Source organism: Sphingomonas sp. Sphisp66 (assembly GCF_047324325.1).
Taxonomy (GTDB): domain Bacteria; phylum Pseudomonadota; class Alphaproteobacteria; order Sphingomonadales; family Sphingomonadaceae; genus Sphingomonas.
This window is the reverse complement of the sequence record NZ_CP168508.1, coordinates 861571-878364: the sequence shown is the minus strand read 5'-3', so window position 1 is coordinate 878364 and position 16794 is coordinate 861571. Positions and strand designations below refer to the sequence as shown.

General features: G+C 68.1%; 18 protein-coding genes and 1 tRNA gene. 8 read left to right on the top strand and 11 right to left on the bottom strand.

What is annotated here, in order from left to right:
- Nucleotides 1-33 precede the first annotated feature (33 nt).
- The gene (cmk, locus tag ACEN8G_RS04430) at nt 34-672 is read left to right on the top strand and encodes a (d)CMP kinase (protein WP_413414346.1); all 639 of its coding nucleotides are present in this window, start codon (nt 34-36) and stop codon (nt 670-672) included.
- A gap of 15 nt (nt 673-687) precedes the next feature.
- Here cmk and ACEN8G_RS04425 read toward each other — a convergent pair whose 3' ends face one another.
- Together ACEN8G_RS04425 and ACEN8G_RS04420 are read right to left on the bottom strand one after the other, a co-directional pair.
- Nucleotides 688-894, bottom strand: a complete 207-nt coding sequence (locus tag ACEN8G_RS04425) for a helix-turn-helix domain-containing protein (protein WP_413414345.1) — start codon at nt 892-894, stop codon at nt 688-690.
- Nucleotides 895-903: 9 nt separating this feature from the next.
- Nucleotides 904-1398 (bottom strand): DUF2975 domain-containing protein, encoded by a 495-nt coding sequence (locus ACEN8G_RS04420; RefSeq protein ID WP_413414344.1) that lies wholly within the window; start codon nt 1396-1398, stop codon nt 904-906.
- A gap of 80 nt (nt 1399-1478) precedes the next feature.
- On the opposite strand from ACEN8G_RS04420, the gene ACEN8G_RS04415 reads away from it, so the two are divergent.
- From ACEN8G_RS04415 to ACEN8G_RS04390, 6 genes are all read left to right on the top strand, one after another.
- Nucleotides 1479-2756 (top strand): aspartyl protease family protein, encoded by a 1278-nt coding sequence (locus ACEN8G_RS04415; RefSeq protein WP_413414343.1) that lies wholly within the window; start codon nt 1479-1481, stop codon nt 2754-2756.
- Between the two features lie 301 nt (nt 2757-3057).
- Nucleotides 3058-4770, top strand: coding sequence for a 30S ribosomal protein S1 (gene rpsA / locus ACEN8G_RS04410; protein ID WP_307118226.1), 1713 nt, complete (start codon nt 3058-3060; stop codon nt 4768-4770).
- A 178-nt stretch (nt 4771-4948) separates the two neighbouring features.
- Nucleotides 4949-5227 carry an integration host factor subunit beta gene (locus tag ACEN8G_RS04405; protein WP_116838546.1) on the top strand — a complete coding sequence of 93 codons (279 nt, stop codon included), beginning with the start codon at nt 4949-4951 and terminating at the stop codon, nt 5225-5227.
- Nucleotides 5228-5279: 52 nt separating this feature from the next.
- Nucleotides 5280-5366, top strand: a tRNA-Leu gene (locus tag ACEN8G_RS04400).
- A gap of 112 nt (nt 5367-5478) precedes the next feature.
- Nucleotides 5479-6939, top strand: coding sequence for an ABC transporter substrate-binding protein (locus ACEN8G_RS04395; protein WP_413414342.1), 1461 nt, complete (start codon nt 5479-5481; stop codon nt 6937-6939).
- A gap of 20 nt (nt 6940-6959) precedes the next feature.
- Nucleotides 6960-7355, top strand: a complete 396-nt coding sequence (locus tag ACEN8G_RS04390) for a DUF4112 domain-containing protein (RefSeq protein ID WP_413414394.1) — start codon at nt 6960-6962, stop codon at nt 7353-7355.
- A gap of 219 nt (nt 7356-7574) precedes the next feature.
- Here the strand turns inward: ACEN8G_RS04390 and ACEN8G_RS04385 are convergent, their stop codons facing one another.
- Genes ACEN8G_RS04385 through nadC form a run of 3 tightly spaced genes read right to left on the bottom strand, consistent with a single transcriptional unit; the run spans nt 7575 to nt 9594 of the window.
- Nucleotides 7575-8015 carry a hypothetical protein gene (locus ACEN8G_RS04385; RefSeq protein WP_413414341.1) on the bottom strand — a complete coding sequence of 147 codons (441 nt, stop codon included), beginning with the start codon at nt 8013-8015 and terminating at the stop codon, nt 7575-7577.
- A 2-nt stretch (nt 8016-8017) separates the two neighbouring features.
- A complete protein-coding gene (locus tag ACEN8G_RS04380) occupies nt 8018-8740 on the bottom strand; it encodes a ribonuclease T2 family protein (RefSeq protein ID WP_413414340.1) in 723 nt (240 codons plus the stop codon).
- Nucleotides 8740-9594, bottom strand: coding sequence for a carboxylating nicotinate-nucleotide diphosphorylase (gene nadC, locus ACEN8G_RS04375; RefSeq protein WP_413414339.1), 855 nt, complete (start codon nt 9592-9594; stop codon nt 8740-8742). Before nadC ends, ACEN8G_RS04380 begins: the two co-directional genes overlap by 1 nt.
- A gap of 224 nt (nt 9595-9818) precedes the next feature.
- Between nadC and ACEN8G_RS04370 the strand changes: the two genes are divergently transcribed.
- Nucleotides 9819-10811, top strand: coding sequence for a phytanoyl-CoA dioxygenase family protein (locus ACEN8G_RS04370; RefSeq protein WP_413414337.1), 993 nt, complete (start codon nt 9819-9821; stop codon nt 10809-10811).
- A 159-nt stretch (nt 10812-10970) separates the two neighbouring features.
- Here the strand turns inward: ACEN8G_RS04370 and nadA are convergent, their stop codons facing one another.
- The 6 genes from nadA to ACEN8G_RS04340 all read right to left on the bottom strand — a co-directional run bounded on the left by nadA (nt 10971) and on the right by ACEN8G_RS04340 (nt 16676).
- Entirely contained in the window at nt 10971-11990 is a 1020-nt protein-coding gene (gene nadA, locus ACEN8G_RS04365) for a quinolinate synthase NadA (RefSeq protein ID WP_413418484.1), read from the bottom strand.
- A 51-nt stretch (nt 11991-12041) separates the two neighbouring features.
- The gene (locus ACEN8G_RS04360; RefSeq protein WP_413418486.1) at nt 12042-12812 is read right to left on the bottom strand and encodes a hypothetical protein; all 771 of its coding nucleotides are present in this window, start codon (nt 12810-12812) and stop codon (nt 12042-12044) included.
- 181 nt (nt 12813-12993) lie between these two features.
- Entirely contained in the window at nt 12994-13698 is a 705-nt protein-coding gene (locus tag ACEN8G_RS04355) for a DUF4230 domain-containing protein (RefSeq protein ID WP_413418488.1), read from the bottom strand.
- Nucleotides 13695-14561, bottom strand: coding sequence for an MBL fold metallo-hydrolase (locus ACEN8G_RS04350; protein ID WP_413418490.1), 867 nt, complete (start codon nt 14559-14561; stop codon nt 13695-13697). The genes ACEN8G_RS04355 and ACEN8G_RS04350 overlap by 4 nt, the downstream gene beginning before the upstream one ends.
- Nucleotides 14562-14697: 136 nt before the next feature.
- Complete coding sequence (locus tag ACEN8G_RS04345; protein WP_413418492.1) at nt 14698-16311, bottom strand: M56 family metallopeptidase; 1614 nt, start codon at nt 16309-16311, stop codon at nt 14698-14700.
- Nucleotides 16308-16676, bottom strand: coding sequence for a BlaI/MecI/CopY family transcriptional regulator (locus ACEN8G_RS04340; RefSeq protein ID WP_307118212.1), 369 nt, complete (start codon nt 16674-16676; stop codon nt 16308-16310). Before ACEN8G_RS04340 ends, ACEN8G_RS04345 begins: the two co-directional genes overlap by 4 nt.
- Between the last annotated feature and the right edge of the window lie 118 nt (nt 16677-16794).

Genomic DNA, 16794 nt, shown 5'->3' with positions numbered 1-16794 from the left:
CGCCGCGCCCGCCTGCCGCGAACGCTCAGGCATATGATCATCGCAGTCGACGGACCGGCAGCCTCTGGTAAGGGCACCATCGCGCGCGCCCTCGCGCAGCATTACGGGCTGCCGCATCTCGATACCGGGCTGCTCTACCGCGCCGTCGCCGCCACCGTGCTGCGCGAGGACCTCGATCCGTCGCGCGAAGCCGATGCCGTCTCCGCCTGCAGCTTCGAGGACTACCTCCTCGACGATCCCTGGCTGCGCACCGACGAGGTCGGCAAGGTCGCCTCGGTGGTGTCCGCGCACCCGCTGGTCCGCGCCGCGCTGCTCAATCGGCAGAAGAAGTTCGCCCGCCAGCCCGGCGGTGCCGTGCTCGACGGCCGCGACATCGGCACGGTGATCGCGCCCGATGCCGACGTGAAGCTGTTCGTCAAGGCGACCCCGATGATCCGCGCCCAGCGCCGCCATCTCGAGCTGCGCAAGAACGGCGTGCTCACCAGCCTCGACAAGGTGCTCGCCGACATCCGCTCGCGAGACGAGCGCGATTCCAAGCGCACCGAGGCGCCGATGCTCCAGGCGCCCGACGCGGCGCTGCTCGACACCAGCTTCCTCTCGATAGACGCCGCCGTGCAGCGCGCGATCGCGATCGTCGAGGGCAAGACGAGACCCGCTAATACGCCTGCCTGAGAAGCGCGCCGGACCTCAGTCCTTCTCCCAGACGATGATGTCGCCCGGCTGACAGTCGAGATACTCGCAGATCTTGTCGAGCGTCTCGAAGCGGATGCCGCGGACCTTGCCCGATTTGAGCAGCGACAGGTTGCTTTCGGTGATGCCGACATGCGTCGCCAGCTCCTTGGAGCGGACCTTGCGCAGTGCCAGCATCACGTCGAGGCGGACGGTGATCGCCATAACCGGGCCTCAGACGATCGAGCGGCTGTCTTCTTCGAGGCGGGCAGCCTCGTCGAAGAGCCGCGACACGAGGAACAGCACCAGCGCGACGATCAGGAGCAGGAAGGTATCGGCGTCCATCCCGAAGGTGACGTGGTGCGCCGCGCCTGTCCCGGCCAGCACTAGCTGCGCCGCGCTCGGCAGCAGCGTCTCGGCAGCCGCTGCGAGCAGCAGGAACAGCGCGAAACGGCGGAAGGGACGCGTGACTTCCGGGCCGAACTGATCCCCGGCCTCGATCCGCGCGAGCATTGCCGCCAGCGCGAGCAAGGCCGCGGAGACCAGCAGCATCACCACCAGCGCCAACCCTGCCCCCCAGGCAGGCGGCAGGTCTCCTGCCTCGACATGCACAGCGGTGCCGGGCGCCAATGCAGCGGCCAGCGTCAGCAAAGGCAGGAGCGCCGCGCCGAAGATCGCAGCGAAGCGAAGGCGCCGGGCGTGGCGCGCCAGAGACAGAGAAGATGCCATTTTACAAAATATTCTTTCTGTTTTACGAAAAGATATTTTCACGATTCGAAAGATACGCCATGTCCAAACCCCACACAAGCATGCGCCGCCTCGGTGCCGCGCTGTTGCTCGCCGCATTTGTCCTCAGCCCCGCGGCCGCGCAGGATCGCGACGCCGCCGCCCTGATCGAGGAGACAGGCTCGGGCGAGCTCTCGCCCCTCGAGGCAGCGCTGGCGGCAACGAAGGGCAGGGCCGGCGCCGCGCTGCTCCGCGCCCGGATCGCCGCGCTGCGCCTCGACCGCCCCGCGGTAGACTCGGCACTGCGGGCCTTTGCCGAGTCGGGAGACGAAAAGCCCGCGCGCCGTGCCGCAGCACTTTCCATCCAGGCCGAGATCGCCTTCGCGGACGGCGACTATGCCGCAGCAGCCCGGTCGTTCCGCACGCTCGCGCCACTGCTCGACGCCAGTGGCAAGACGACCCAGGCAGCCGAAGCGCGCCAGGCGCTGTCGATCGCCGCCCTGCTTGCCAACACGCCGCGCCAGACGGTGGCGGGAGGAACACCCGGATCCATCCCGACCACAAGAGACAAGGCACGGCTGGTGCGTGCCAACGTCCGGGTGAACGACAGCGAGCAGGAAGCCGTGCTCGATACCGGGGCCAATCTCTCGGTCGTGACAGCCTCCGCGGCCAAGCGCCTTGGCCTGCGCATGATCGAAGGCGAGGCGAGCGTCGGTGCCAGCGGCAATGCCGACGTCGCGACCCGGCTCGCCATGGCCGATCGGCTCGTCATCGCCGGCGTCGAGCTGCACAATGTCGCCTTTCTGGTGCTCGACGATGCAGCGCTCAGCTTCCCGATTCCCGGCGGCTATCAGATCGACGCGATCATCGGTTTCCCGGTGTTCCGCGCGCTCGGCCGCATCCGCTTCGACCAGGCCGGCAGCTTCACCCCCGGGGGCAATGCGTCCCCCGGCGAGGCCAACCTGCGCGCAGCGGGCAATGATCTCTATGTCACCGCCCGGGTGAACGGCATCGCCACGACGCTGCACCTCGATACCGGCGCAAACGAGACGGCCCTGACTGCCCGCTTCGCGAAGGAACATGCCGATCTGGTCGCATCGCTGCCGCACGGCGAGCGGCGCATGGCCGGCGCCGGCGGCGCCATACAGCAGCCCGTCGCCTGGTGGCGACCGGCTTCGGTGACGATCGACGGGCATGGCGCCACCCTGCCCCAGATCCAGCTGGCCCTTGCGCCCGGGCCCGGCGGACGTGAGACTCGAAGCGGCGTGATCGGCCAGGATGTGCTTGGCGCCTTCGAGTGGTGGGCCATCGACTTCCGCGCCATGCGCTTCGAGTTCGGCCCTGCCCGCACCCCGCGCTAGCGGCCGATCCGTCCCGGCCCAAAGCCCGCACGCCGCATCCCGCCTGCGCTTCGCAATGCTTGCGGGAAAAGGCGCTTTCCGCTAAGGCGCGCCCGTCCGACGGGCAGTGCCCGCGGAGGAAGGCGCGGAGAGTCTGACTCTCACGCGCCCTTTTCGCTTTCACCGGCGGCTAGACCTTCCTCCGCTTGCTCCTGCGCGACGGATGCCGCGACCGGCGATCGGCCGCCGCGGCGACTCTGGCCCAAAGACCGTCGGACCCAACCGACTGGCCGGAAAAACATCGTTAGGAACTGAAACCCTTATGGCCACTACGGCAAATCCGAGCCGCGACGATTTCGCGGCCCTCCTCGAACAGACCCTCGGTCAGGCAGACGGCTTCGAAGGCCGCGTCGTGATCGGCACCGTCACCGGCATCGAGAACGACCTCGCGGTCATCGACGTCGGCCTCAAGTCCGAAGGCCGCGTGCCGCTGCGCGAATTCGCTGCGCCGGGCCAGAAGGCTGACCTCAAGGTCGGCGACGAAGTCGAAGTCTATGTCGACCGCGTCGAGAACGCGAACGGCGAAGCGATGCTCAGCCGCGACCGCGCCCGCCGTGAAGCCGCCTGGGACAAGCTGGAAACCGAATTCGCCAAGTCGGCCCGCGTCGAAGGCGTCATCTTCGGCCGCGTCAAGGGCGGCTTCACCGTCGATCTCTCGGGCGCGGTGGCCTTCCTCCCCGGCTCGCAGGTCGACATCCGCCCGGTGCGCGACGTCACCCCGCTGATGGACATTCCGCAGCCCTTCCAGATCCTCAAGATGGACCGCAAGCGCGGCAACATCGTCGTGTCGCGCCGCGCCGTGCTCGAAGAGACCCGCGCCGAGCAGCGTTCGGGCCTCATCCAGAGCCTGGCCGAGGGCCAGATCATCGACGGCGTCGTCAAGAACATCACCGATTACGGTGCGTTCGTTGACCTGGGCGGCATCGACGGCCTGCTGCACGTCACCGACCTGAGCTACAAGCGCGTCAACCACCCGTCGGAGATGCTCAACATCGGCGACACGGTGAAGGTGCAGATCATCCGCATCAACCGCGACACGCAGCGCATCTCGCTCGGCATGAAGCAGCTCGAGAGCGATCCGTGGGATGGCGCCGCCGCAAAGTACCCGGTTGGCGCGAAGCTGTCGGGCCGCGTGACCAACATCACCGAGTATGGCGCGTTCGTCGAGCTGGAGCCGGGCATCGAAGGCCTGGTCCACGTCTCGGAGATGAGCTGGACCAAGAAGAACGTGCACCCGGGCAAGATCGTCTCGACCTCGCAGGAAGTCGAAGTCGTGGTGCTCGAGGTGGACGCCGAGAAGCGCCGCATCTCGCTCGGCCTCAAGCAGGCCCAGGGCAATCCGTGGGAGGCCTTCGCGGCTGCCCACCCGGTCGGCACCGAAGTCGAGGGCGAAGTCAAGAACGCCACCGAGTTCGGCCTGTTCATCGGCCTGGACAACGACGTCGACGGCATGGTCCACATGTCGGACATCGCCTGGGGCATCTCGGGTGAGGACGCGCTCAACCTGCACCGCAAGGGCGAAGTGGTTAAGGCCATCGTTCTCGCCGTGGAGCCGGACAAGGAGCGTATCTCGCTCGGCATGAAGCAGCTCGAGCGTGGTGGCGTTGCCGCTGCCGGTTCGACCACTTCGGCCGATCGCCTGAACAAGAACCAGGTCGTCACCGTGACCATCCTCGAAGTCCGCGACGCGGGCCTCGAAGTGCAGGTTGGCGAAGACGGCGCGACCGGCTTCATCAAGCGCACCGATCTCGGCCGCGACCGCGACGAGCAGCGTCCGGAGCGTTTCGCCGTCGGCCAGAAGCTCGACGCGATGGTCACCGGCTTCGATCGTTCGAAGAAGCCGACCTTCTCGGTCAAGGCGATGCAGATCGCCGAAGAGAAGCAGGCGGTTGCGCAGTACGGTTCGTCCGATTCGGGCGCGTCGCTGGGCGACATTCTCGGCGAGGCCCTCAAGGCCCGCAACGAGAAGAACTAAGACATCGGGACGGGGAGCGGCAAAACCGCTCCCCGTTTTCGATTATTCCCGAATATCATAGGTTAATAGCAATCTGCGGGTTGATGCAGGTTGCTGAACGGGGCTAGAGAACCCCAACTGGGATTGACGCTCGCGCGGGGAAGTCCGCAGATCCGTGTGCGCAAAGGGAGGGTTGCGGATGATCCGCTCGGAACTGGTTCAGTTGCTCGTGCAGGACAATCCGGGCCTTTCGGTCCGTGAGGTCGAGAAGATCGTGTCGGTCTTCTTCGACGAGATCGTCGGGCGCCTGCAGGAAGATGGCCGCGTCGAGTTGCGCGGCTTCGGCGCCTTCTCCACCCGCGCCCGCGATGCGCGCACCGGCCGCAACCCGCGCACGGGCGAGACGGTGGAAGTGGACGCCAAGCGCGTCCCCTATTTCAAGCCCGGCAAGGAAATGCGCATCAAGCTCAACGTTTGAGCGCGCAGCACCGCTTGACGCTGGCGGCCCCATGCGCTTGCGTGGGGAGCATGCGGACGTGGCGGAACCGGTAGACGCCGGAGACTTAAAATCTTCTGCCCCTCGGGGCGTGCGGGTTCGAGTCCCGCCGTCCGCACCAGCCTTGTGAATATCCTGCTCGCAGCGATCCGTCGTGATCCGCACGATGCTTGCGGGGGTTGGCAGCCACGGCCCGCCGCCATACACCGGCTCTACCCAGCCGGATTTGCCTGATGCCCCCTCGCCTTCTCTGCCTGTTGCCTCTGCTCGCGCTTGCGGCGTGCGGCGGCTCGGGCCAGCGGCGGGACGACACGGCGGTGGTGGTCAGCGCGATCGGCACGGGCAATATGCTTGCCGACCCCGATGCCGGCCCCCTCGATCCCGCCGCCCGCGTGCTGCTCGGCGCAACCGCGCAGGGGCTGGTGCGCTTCGATGCCACCGGCCAGATCGAGCCGGGCCTGGCCGAGCGCTGGATCGTGATCGACGACGGCCGCAGCTTCATCTTCCGCCTGCGCGACGGCGCGACCTGGGCCGACGGCCAGCCGGTCACCGCCGAGCAGGTGGTCCGCACCCTGCGCCGCGCCATCGCGCCCCGCTCGCGCAACCCGCTTTCTCCCTTCCTCGCCGTGATCGACGAGATCGTCGAGATGACGCCGCAGGTGATCGAGGTCCGGCTGAAGCGTCCCAGGCCCGACCTGCTCAAGCTCTTCGCCCAGCCCGAGATGGCGGTGTTCCGCCTCGACAAGCTCGACGGCAGCGGCCCCTTCCGCGCCAGCCGCAACCGCGCAGGCATCCTGTTCCGGCCGGCACCGGAAGCGAGTGACGGCGATGATTCGTCCGGACCCCGTCCCGAGGACACCTTGCTCTTCCACGGCGAGCGCCCGGCCGTGGCCTTGGCCCGCTTCCGCGACGGCCAGTCCGACCTGATCCTCGGCGGCAGCTTCGCCGACTGGCCGCTGGTGGGCGTCGCCGGGATCGCCACCGCCAATGTGAAGCTGGACAATGCGCTGGGCCTGTTCGGGCTCGCCGTGACTTCCCGCGAGGGCTTTCTGGCCGATCCTGCAAATCGCGCCGCGATCGCCATGGCGATCGACCGCGCCACGCTCACCCACCAGATCCACCCGGACTGGGCGCCGGCCGAGACACTGCTGCCGGTCCAGCTCGATTCGGCCGCTCCGCCCGCCCAGCCGGCCTGGGCCGGGGCTGAGCTCGACCAGCGCAGGCAGAGCGCCCGGGCCAGCGTCGCAGCATGGCGGCGGGGCCATCCCGGCCCGGTCACCCTTCGCATCGCCCTGCCGACCGGCCCCGGCGCCACGCTGGTCTGGTCGCGGCTGGCCGAGGCGCTCTATGCGATCGGCCTGACCCCGGTCCGCACCGGCCCTAACGATCCGGCGGAGCTGCGCCTGATCGATGCCGTCGCCCCCTATGACAGCGCGCGCTGGTTCGTCGCGACCGCCTGCCAGGCCTGTTCGGACGATGCGCGGACCCTGATCGAGGCGGGGCGCGACGCCCCCGATCTCTACGCCCGCTCCCACCGCATCGCCGAGGCAGACGCGGCACTCACCGCCGACGGCGCATACATCCCTATCGCCCAGCCCTTCCGATGGTCTATCGTCGCGATGCGGCTCCAGGCGTGGCAGGGGAACGCGCGGGCCTGGCACCCGTTGAACCACCTGCGCAACGAAACGAGGTGAAGGTGGCGAAGACGACGCGGATGGCTTCGGCAGGCCTGCCCCTGGGCCGGCAGGCACAGGATGTGCGGCGCCGGATCGAGATGATGGAGCAGCTGCTCGAGCGCAGCGTGCCGATCCCGGGCACCAAGGCGAAGGTGGGCCTGGACGCGATCCTGGGCCTGGTTCCCGTGGGCGGCGACGTGATCGCGGCGCTGCTCGGCCTCTACATCGTCTGGGAGGCCCGCAACCTGAAGATGCCCAAGACGACGATGCTGCGCATGCTCGGCAATGTCGGCTTCGACTGGGCGATCGGCCTGGTCCCGGTGGTCGGCGACGCGGCCGACTTCGTGTTCAAGTCGAACAGCCGCAACCTCAAATTGATCCGGCGCCATCTCGACAAGCACCATCCCGGCACCAGCACGGTCGATCACCACTGATCATCCTACAGCGCTCCCGTTTTCGACTCGGCGGAACCGGCAAATCGGTGCTGAAAGTTCACTAAGTTCTCGACATCGACGGCGTCGCGCCTCTCCCAGCCTGCCTGCAACATCGTTGCGCGGCGGCGATCCTATTGTTCCAACAAGCCAAAGAGCGGCCGGGCGCAGGCTCGGCTGCACGAGCCAAGCAGGCGAAATCCTACATTGCAAGCCGCACCGCTAGCGGAAGGTGTCCTCGAGCACCTCGGCCGGCTGGGGCCCCTCGCCGCGCAGCCAGGCGCTCGCATCCGGCCGGAACAGCAACCACAGCATGACAAGCTGCACGCTCAACGAAAACGCCACGAAACCCAGATTCTTAGTCATGGCGATCGAGCGAAACTGCGACAGCGTCTGGTAGAAAAAATAGAGCCAGCCGACCAGCATCAGCACGGTGAAGATCGTGCGCGCCATCTGCCTGGGACGCACGACGATATAGCGCCAGAGCAACAGGTTCAGCGCGAGATGAAGCGCGATCACACCCCCCATCACGATCTGGAACGCCGAACCGACATGGCTATGGCTGCCGGCGAAGCGCACGATGACCCAGCATTCCCAGCCGATCGCCGCCGTCAGCCAGGCAAGATAGATCGCCCCAAGCCGGCGGATCGAGGCCGGCCGCATGCTCAGCGCCGCCCGCCGCCCCGCCAGATCCGGAGCGGGTTCGCATCCGCCGCACCACCGCTGTTCGGCTTGCAGCGCTCGTAGCGCAGGCCGGTGTCGAGGCAGAGCCACAGCTCGTCGAGCCAGTTCTCCTTGGTCACCGTCACGCGGATTGCCTCGGCGGGTATGTTCGGATTGGCGGCGGCGAAGCGGGCCTTGAACTGGCCGACGGTCAGGTCGCCACGCGACAGGCGGTCCATGTCGGGATAGCGAACGAGATCGTAGAGCCGCTTGGCCGTGGCGAAATAGGTGGCGGGCGACATGCTGGTGCAGGTCCCGTGCTTGGCCCATTCGTGCTGGAGCAACTGCGCCGAAGGCGTGGTGCACAGCATCTGCCTGATCTGCGCCGGCGGCAGGATGCGGGTATCGGCGCAATATTGCGGCCAGGTCTTGCCCGTGCCGTCGGGCCACAGGCCGTGCAGGGTGAAGCCGAAGCGCGCATTGCGGCTGCAGCGGAAGCGGTTCTCCGGATTGCCGGCATCGGCGCGGCACAGGCCGGGGTTCCAGGTGAGTGCCAGCGTGTAGCTGCCGATCGGCAGGATGCGGCGCGGCTGCTTGGCATCGGGCAGGTCCGGACGCGGGCGCTCGACGCCGCCGGCCGGACGGCACATCAAGGCCTGGGCGGAGGCGATGCCGGGGAGCAGTGCGAGGCCCGTGCCGATGATCCCGAGAACCGTCTTGCGCATCACGCGACTCCCTCTTGCGCGAAATCCAGGCCGATATCGGCGGCGGGCGCCGACTGGGTCAGCCGGCCGACGCTGACATAGGTGACGCCGCTTTCGGCAATCGCGCGGATCGTGTCGAGCCGCACCCCGCCCGAAGCCTCGGTCGGCACGCGGCCGGCGACCAGCGCCACCGCCTCGCGCAGCACCTCCGGCCCCATATTGTCGAGCAGCAGATGCGTCGCGCCCGCCTGCAGCGCGGGCTCGATCTGGTCGATCCGGTCGACCTCGACGATGATGCTCCCGATCCCCGCGGCCACTGCGCGGCGCGCCGCCTCGGCCACCGAGCCGGCGACCGCGACGTGATTGTCCTTGATCATCGCGGCGTCCCACAGGCCCATCCGGTGGTTGGTCGCGCCGCCCATGCGGGTCGCGTACTTCTCCAGCACGCGCAGGCCGGGCAGCGTCTTGCGGGTGTCGAGCAAAGTCGCGCCGGTGCCCGCGATCGCATCGACATAGCTGCGCGCCATCGTGGCGATGCCCGAGAGGTGCTGGACGGTGTTGAGCGCCGAACGCTCGGCGGTGAGCAGCGCGCGTGCCTTGCCGCGTAGCCGCATCAGATCGGTGCCCGCGGCGACGCGGTCGCCATCCTCGACCAGCCGCTCGATCTCGACTTCGGGATCGAGCGCGCGGAAGAACGCCTCGGCGATGGGCAGGCCGGCGACGGTGATTGCATCACGGCTGTCCATCACGCCGGTGAACACCGCGTCGGCGGGGATCACCGCGGCGGAGGTGATGTCGCCGCGGTCGCCCAGATCCTCGGCGAGGGTGGTGGCGACAAAGGCGGGAAGATCGAAACGATCGAGCGTGAAGGCCATGCGTCGCCCTTAAAAGCCGCGCCCGGCGGCGGCAATGGCGCGATGATGCCGCGCCGGTCTCGCCCGCAAAGTGAAGGGAGTCGAGGCAAGTCGTTTCACTTTGCCCGGAGCACCGGAGACAGGCGGGGAATCGGGTCGAATGCGGTGATCGCAAACCATAAGGCGATGGCAGCAGACGAAATCCAACATTGCAAGCACCCCGCCTGCCGGGCCATCGATAGGCCATGGCCGATGCTGAACCCCTGCCCTTTCCCAAGGTCCGCCGCCTCCATGAATATTGGGAGCGGCAGTCGCACTTCCGTCCTTCCCCGCCCGAGGAGTGGATGGCGGACAATATCCTGCTCGACGCACTGGGGCTGGGGATCGAGCAGACGGCCAGCTTCTTCAACGAGGGGCCGTGCGATTTCGCCGGCTTCTGCAACTGGATCCTCGCCACCGCCGGCCGGCCCGACCCGCTGGTGATCGCGCGCTATCACGCAATGCTCGACGGCGCCCCGCCGCCACCTGCCATCGCCGCGCGGCTCGCCGCGATCGATGCGATGCCGGACGCGCTGGATGCCGGGGACCTCGCCCATTGGGAGGTTCAGGGCTATGTGATCCTGCGCGGCGCGATCACGCCGGCGGAAGCGGCGGCCGCCGCCGACCTGCTCTGGGAGACGATAGGCGGCGACCCCGCCGATCCGGCGACCTGGCATTCGCAGCGCGGCCAGGGGATGATGGTCCAGCGCTTCCAGCATCCGGCGCTCGACGCGGTGCGGCGCTCGGCCCGCGTCCACAAGGCCTTTGCCCAGCTCTGGGGCACCAGCGACCTGTGGCCGCATGTCGACCGGATGAGCTTCAACGCGCCGCTGGCGGCCAATCGCGGCTTCACCTCGCCGCGGCTGCACTGGGACGTGAGCCTGATCCCGCCGATCCCCTATGGGATGCTGGGCGTGCTCTATCTGACGGATACGGCGGAGGACCAGGGCGCGTTCGAGCTGGTGCCCGGCTTCCACCACGGACTGGCGGCATGGCTGGAGTCGCTGGGCGGCGCCGATCCGCGCAAGGTCGATCTGAGCAGCCGGGCGGTGCGCGTGGCGGCGGGCGCCGGCGACCTGATCATCTGGCGGCACGACCTGCCGCACGGCGCCAGCCCGAACCGGACCGACACGCCGCGGCTGGCGCAATATGTGACCTTCTATTCGGCGGAGATGGCGATCCAGCCGGAGTGGCGGTGAGCCTGCTCACTCCCCTCCCTGAAAGGGAGGGGGCGGGGGGGGGTCGCGAGCTTAGCTAGCCCAGCGACGCGCGGCGGAGAAAAGAAAAGGCCGGGCATCGATCCCGGCCTTTTCTAACCCACCCCTAGCCCCTCCCTTGCAGGGAGGGGAACGGATGCCTCAATCCCCCTTGGTCGGGTCCCCGCCGATCGCGCCCAGGTCGCCCATGCCCACCGTGGCGCTCGCCATGTCGAGCATGCGGTCGAGGCTCTTCTTGGCCTGGAGGCGCAGCCCTTCCTCGATCTCGATGCGCGGGGTGAGGTCGCGCAGCGCGAGGTAGAGCTTCTCCAGGTTGTTGAGCGCCATGTACGGGCAGATATTGCAGTTGCAGTTGCCGTCGGCACCGGGCGCGCCGATGAAGTTCTTGCCCGGCATCGCCTTCTGCATCTGGTGGATGATGTGCGGCTCGGTCGCGACGATCAGCGTGTCGCCGTCCATGGCCTGCGAGAATTCCAGGATGCCGCGGGTCGAGCCGACATAATCGGCATGGTCGAGCACGTGCGGCGGGCATTCGGGATGCGCGGCGACCGGGGCGCCGGGGTGCTGTGCCTTGAGCTTGAGCAGCTCGGTCTCGCTGAACGCCTCGTGCACGATGCACACGCCCGGCCACAGCAGCATGTCGCGGCCGATCTTGCGCTTGAGATAGCCGCCCAGGTTGCGGTCCGGCCCGAAGATGATCTTCTGCTCGGGCGGGATCTGGGCGAGGATCTTCTCGGCCGAGGAGCTGGTGACGATGATGTCGCTGAGCGCCTTCACCTCGGTCGAGCAGTTGATATAGGTCAGCGCGATATGGTCCGGGTGCGCGGCGCGGAAGGCGGCGAACTGCTCGGGCGGGCAGCTGTCCTCGAGGCTGCAGCCGGCATTCATGTCGGGCAGCACGACGATCTTGTCGGGCGACAGGATCTTGGCGGTCTCGGCCATGAAGCGCACGCCGCAGAAGGCGATCACCTCGGCATCGGTCTCGGCGGCCTTGCGGCTGAGGTCGAGGCTATCGCCGACGAAATCGGCCAGGTCCTGCAGCTCGGGCTTCTGGTAATAATGCGCGAGGATGACCGCGTTGCGCTCCTTGCGCAGCCGATCGATCTCCGCCCGGAGATCGAGCCCGGCCAGGCTCCCACCGATGCCGTTGCGCGCGTCCATGCCTCAAAACTCCCTTGCCCGCGCCGCACATGGCGCGGCGGAGGCGCAGGTTCAAGGCTGAATGGGCGGCCAATGCGCGGCGAAGGGGCGATCGGCCCCCGGCGATCCGGCCACGACCATGCGGGTGATCCCCTCGCCCATCGGCGAGAAGGCGATCGCCTCGGCGAGCAGGAAGCTGCCGGTCATCACGCCCAGCCCCCAGATCCAGGCGGGATGCACCCGGCCGCTGCGCTTCACGTCGACGAACATGCCGATCAGCGGGAAGAGCGCCGGCGCGAGCAGCGCCGCGACCGGCCAGGACCAGGGGATCATGAAGGGCACGGGCAGGATGCGCCCGAAGCCCGGCCCGGTGATCACCGCCATCGAGCAGAGCATCAGCCGGCGGTGCCAGTCCGGCTGCCCGCGCTTCGAGACGGCGGCGAACACCAGCCCGGCGAAGCAGAACAGCCCGGCGGGGTTGCCGAACAGGAATTCGGGCAGGTCGAAAAAGGGCGGACCACCGTGATGGCGCACCGAATAGACGGTGATCGCCATGCCCATAACCACCATCGCCGGCACCCAGGCCACCGAGATCCAGCCGAGCCGGCGGTGGAGCGCGACATGCTCGGTCGCGACCAGCAGGTTCTGGGCAAGGAAGATCGCGATCCAGCCGATGAAGACCAGCGCATGGAGGTGGTAGATCAGCGGCAAGGCGAAGCTCGACCGGCCCATCGCCAGGTTGAGCGAGAAGCCGCCGACGATCACCGCGATCATCGCGAGCGACAGGATCAGGAAGAAGCGGTCGCGCCGCGCGCGCGGAATCGGTTCGGCAATCGTCGCCATGTTCAGTCCCCCCAGATGATGAACCTGCGAATTTGCGAAGCTATCGCGTTTCGGGGCGGAATGGCAACACTTCTCCCTCTCTTCTTCAGGGGAGAGGGCCGGGAGAGGGGCATGTCGGGACGGGTCGCCCTTGCCCCTCTCCCCTACCCTCTCCCCGCCAGCGGGGAGAGGGAGAATCGCCTCACCACTTGTTGGCGATCACGTCCTCGGGCCGGCGGGATTCGTCCCAGCGCTCGGTCGGGCGGTTGGCTTCGTCGGGGAAGAGCACCTCGACATCGGCGGCGATGCCGGTGGCGCGCAGCGGCATGGCGAAGCTGCGCTCGACCGCGCGGCGGGTCGCGTCGCGGGCCATGCGCATGTACGGGCCCGACTGGGCCTGGCGGAGCAGCTCCTGCTGGCCGGCCTTGCGATTGGCATCGTCGAGCTTGCCGCCGACATCGGTGACCGAGAGCAGGATGCCGCCATTGTCGTACTGGCGGACCTGGTCGAGATCGACGTCCGGCCCCATCGCCTCGACCGCGGGCAACCGGACGGTCAGGCGCTTGCTCGTGGCGTCCCAGCGGACATCCTCCTGGCGGAGCTTCGACAGGTCGACCTCGTAGCGGACGCTGCCCGGCATGATCATCGTCTTCTGCGCGGTGAGGCCGAGCTGGCTCTGCTTCGAGGTGACCACCGCGACGAACTTGGCGGCGAAGGCGGACAGGCGGTTCTGCTCGCGCAGCCCCTGCAGGCTCGCCTGCGCCACCGTCTCCGGCGTCGGGCCGGCGAATTGCTGCTTGATCGTGTTGCCAAGGAACCAGAAGCCGGCGCCCATCACCAGCACCACCGCCAGCACGATGGTGAGCGTCACGCCGAACAGCTTGAGGCAGCCCCCGCCCCGCTTCACGCCATCTTCCAAGCGTCACCCTCCTCGCCGACGAGCCCCCGGTCCCTGAGATCGATCAGATGCGCGAGCACCGATCGCCCGGCCGCGCCGTTGAGCCGCGGGTCGAGCCCAGCATACATGCGCTCGACCATCGCGGGAACCGTGCCGGTCCCGGCCCTGAGCAGGCGCAATATCTGCCCCTCGCGCTGCTTGCGGTGGCCGATCAGCCCGCGCACGAAGCGATGCGGCCGCTCGATCGGCTCGCCGTGCGCGGGGAAATAGATGCGATCCTGCTCACGGCCCATCAGCTTGTCGAGGCTGCGCATATAGGCGGCCATGTCGCCATCGGGCGGCGCGACCACGGTGGTCGACCAGCCCATGACATGGTCGCCACTGAACAGGCCACCGGTCTCCTCCAGCGCGAAGCAGAGATGGTTGGAGGTGTGGCCGGGGGTGGCGACGGCGGTGAGCGTCCAGCCGGGGCCGGACAGCTGCTCGCCATCCTCGAGCACCCGGTCGGGCGCATAGCCGGTGTCGAAGGCGGCGTCGGCGCGCGGGCCGGCATCGGCGAGGCTGAGCGGCGCGCAGCCGATGACCTGGGCGCCGGTCAGCACCTTGAGCGGCGCGGCGGCCGGACTGTGGTCGCGGTGGGTGTGGGTGCAGAGGATCGCGAGCAGCTTGCGCCCAGCGATCGCGGCGACCAGCGCGTCGAGATGCTCGGGATCGTCCGGGCCCGGATCGATCACGGCAAGCTCGGTGGTGCCCACCAGATAAGTCTGGGTGCCGGTATAGGTGAAGGGCGAGGGATTGGGCGCCAGGATCCGGGTGACCAGCGGATCCAGCGTCATGGCCAGGCCGGTCGGAGCGTCCGCGGGGATGTCCATGACCCCGAGATGGCCTTTGCCGCGCCGCAGCGCAAGCCTGTCACATGAAACGGGGCCGGCCGGAAGGAGATCGGCCGGCCCCGTCGAAAGGCGTTCGTGAAAGGGGCTTTTTGACGAACGCCCTTCCCCTCCATGGTTACTTGTCGGCGTCGGCAGTGCCCTTCTCGACCTCGGCGATCGCCTCATCGATGCCCTTGAGCGCCTTGGCGCGCTGCTCGGGGCTGAGATCCATCTGGTTCTCGATCGCGTGGCGGGACATGCGCAGGCCCATCATCGCCGAGCGCATGCCGACCTTCTTGGCCTCGAACGACATCTTCTCGGCGTTGATCGCGATCTTCTCGATCCGGTTCGAGCAGATGATCATGACCTTCTTGCCGTCGCGCTCGAACTTCTCGACGACCGGCTTGCCGTCCGCGGTCTCGGCGCACTTGTCGTTGCGGATCTCGGGCAGACGGGCCTGGATCGCAGCGAGGTCCGGCATTTCGCTCTCGGTCTTGCTGCCGTCGGCATGGACCATCACGATCCTGGTGACGCGCTTGCCGTCCTTGTCCTTGCCCTTGCCGTCCTCAGTGACGCGATAGACATGGACCCTGGCCGGCGCCTCGGGCGCTTCCGGCGCGGCGGCCGGTGCCGCCGGCGCGGCAGGCACGGCGGCCGAGGGCGAGGCCGGCGGCGCGGGCGGTGCCGGCACGTCCTGGCTCAGGTTCAAGCCGGTGACCTTCTCCACCTTCACCTTGATGGTCTCGGCGGCCTGGGTGCCCGAGGCGGTGAGGCCGAGCGCGGCAAGGCCGAGGGCGCCGGTGCCGACCAGGCCGGCGGCGAGACGTGCGGGGGAATTCTTGTGGGTCTTCGAAAGCATGCGGAGCCTCCCTTTGACTTCGTTGATCGTGTGCAAGTGACATGCCGCCGAGACCGCACCCCCATGCGCGGACTTGACGATCGCACGGCCATAAGCATGGCGCAGTGCCTGGGCGCGGCCGGCGAGCACCAGGGCGTCGCAGGCCATTTCCTGGTCGGCACGGAAGGCGCGGAAGGCCCTCCAGGCGACCGGATTGAACCAGTGGATGGCGAGGACAAACAGGGCGACCCAGTTCGCGATCAGATCGCCGCGGACATGGTGGCCGAGCTCATGGGCCAGCGCGAGGTCGCGCTCCTGCTCGTCGTAGCGCTCGTGGAAGTCGCACGGAAAGGCGACGTATTTGCGCAGCACCCCGAAGGCGAGCGGGCCGTGCACCGCGTCGGTCTCGATCACATGCACCTTGCCCTGGGCGATGGTGCGGTCGATGCGGGCGGCCTTGAGCAGCCGGGCGCAGTGGCGGCGATGCGCGATCAGGTGCCAGGCGAGAAAGGCCAGCGCGCCAATCGCCCAGAGGCCGAGACCCAGGATCAGCAGGCTGGGGCCGCTCGCGGCATAGGTGGGCGCGACCAGCGCCGCCGGGGCGGCATGGCCCGCCGTGCCCAGCTCGACGATGGTGACGGCGTTCTGGTCGATCCCGGCAGGCAGCGCCTCAGGCTTGATCACCCCGGTGACGATCCCCGGCACGTCCGCCTCGCGGACGAAAGGCGCGATCAGGCTGGTGAGCGTCCAGTCGCCGGGCAAAGGCGGCATCAGCATCCGGATGACCGGCATCGCCCAGAGCGCATAGGCCATTTGCGGACCGAACGCCTTGCGGACGGGCGCGCGCAGGACGAGCACCAGCAGCATCAGCAGCGTGCTCGCGATGAAGGTCTCTACGATCCAGCCGCTCATTGCTTCAGCTCCTTCAGAAGGGCCTCGATCTCGGCGATGTCTTGGTCGGTGAGCTGGTCGCGCTCGGCCAGATGGGCGACCAGCGGGGTGAGCCGGCCACCGAACAGCCGGTCCATCAGCTTGCGCGATTCCCCGGCGACATAGTCTCCGCGCACGACCAGCGGGCGATAGAGATAGCGGCGCCCCTCTTCCTGGTGCGCGATGATGTTCTTGGCGAGCAGGCGCCCGAGCAGGGTCTTGACCGTGTTGGCGCTCCAGCCGCGCTCGGCGGGCACGCGCTCGGCCACTTCCTGGGCGGTGAGCGGCGACTCCTCCCACAGCACTTCCATCACGGCGTGCTCTGCGTCGCTGATCCGTTCCGTCATCAGGGTCCCTCTTGAATGACTACGCCTGTAATCGTCACGATTACGTCTGTAGTCAAGCGAGTGAACGCTGGCTGAACGGAATCTGACAGCTTCCCCATCGTCATCCCCGCGCAGGCGG

Bases quoted from the DNA above. Each gene is read 5' to 3' on its own strand.
- ACEN8G_RS04395 (WP_413414342.1), top strand. From the start codon at position 5,479: ATGCCCCCTCGCCTTCTCTGCCTGTTGCCTCTGCTCGCGCTTGCGGCG.
- ACEN8G_RS04340 (WP_307118212.1), bottom strand. From the start codon at position 16,676: ATGACGGAACGGATCAGCGACGCAGAGCACGCCGTGATGGAAGTGCTG.
- ACEN8G_RS04350 (WP_413418490.1), bottom strand. From the start codon at position 14,561: ATGGACATCCCCGCGGACGCTCCGACCGGCCTGGCCATGACGCTGGAT.
- ACEN8G_RS04385 (WP_413414341.1), bottom strand. From the start codon at position 8,015: ATGCGGCCGGCCTCGATCCGCCGGCTTGGGGCGATCTATCTTGCCTGG.
- ACEN8G_RS04345 (WP_413418492.1), bottom strand. From the start codon at position 16,311: ATGAGCGGCTGGATCGTAGAGACCTTCATCGCGAGCACGCTGCTGATG.
- ACEN8G_RS04360 (WP_413418486.1), bottom strand. From the start codon at position 12,812: ATGGCGACGATTGCCGAACCGATTCCGCGCGCGCGGCGCGACCGCTTC.
- ACEN8G_RS04415 (WP_413414343.1), top strand. From the start codon at position 1,479: ATGCGCCGCCTCGGTGCCGCGCTGTTGCTCGCCGCATTTGTCCTCAGC.
- ACEN8G_RS04425 (WP_413414345.1), bottom strand. From the start codon at position 894: ATGGCGATCACCGTCCGCCTCGACGTGATGCTGGCACTGCGCAAGGTC.
- ACEN8G_RS04405 (WP_116838546.1), top strand. From the start codon at position 4,949: ATGATCCGCTCGGAACTGGTTCAGTTGCTCGTGCAGGACAATCCGGGC.
- rpsA (WP_307118226.1), top strand. From the start codon at position 3,058: ATGGCCACTACGGCAAATCCGAGCCGCGACGATTTCGCGGCCCTCCTC.
- ACEN8G_RS04420 (WP_413414344.1), bottom strand. From the start codon at position 1,398: ATGGCATCTTCTCTGTCTCTGGCGCGCCACGCCCGGCGCCTTCGCTTC.
- cmk (WP_413414346.1), top strand. From the start codon at position 34: ATGATCATCGCAGTCGACGGACCGGCAGCCTCTGGTAAGGGCACCATC.
- nadA (WP_413418484.1), bottom strand. From the start codon at position 11,990: ATGGACGCGCGCAACGGCATCGGTGGGAGCCTGGCCGGGCTCGATCTC.
- ACEN8G_RS04380 (WP_413414340.1), bottom strand. From the start codon at position 8,740: ATGCGCAAGACGGTTCTCGGGATCATCGGCACGGGCCTCGCACTGCTC.
- nadC (WP_413414339.1), bottom strand. From the start codon at position 9,594: ATGGCCTTCACGCTCGATCGTTTCGATCTTCCCGCCTTTGTCGCCACC.
- ACEN8G_RS04390 (WP_413414394.1), top strand. From the start codon at position 6,960: ATGGCTTCGGCAGGCCTGCCCCTGGGCCGGCAGGCACAGGATGTGCGG.
- ACEN8G_RS04370 (WP_413414337.1), top strand. From the start codon at position 9,819: ATGGCCGATGCTGAACCCCTGCCCTTTCCCAAGGTCCGCCGCCTCCAT.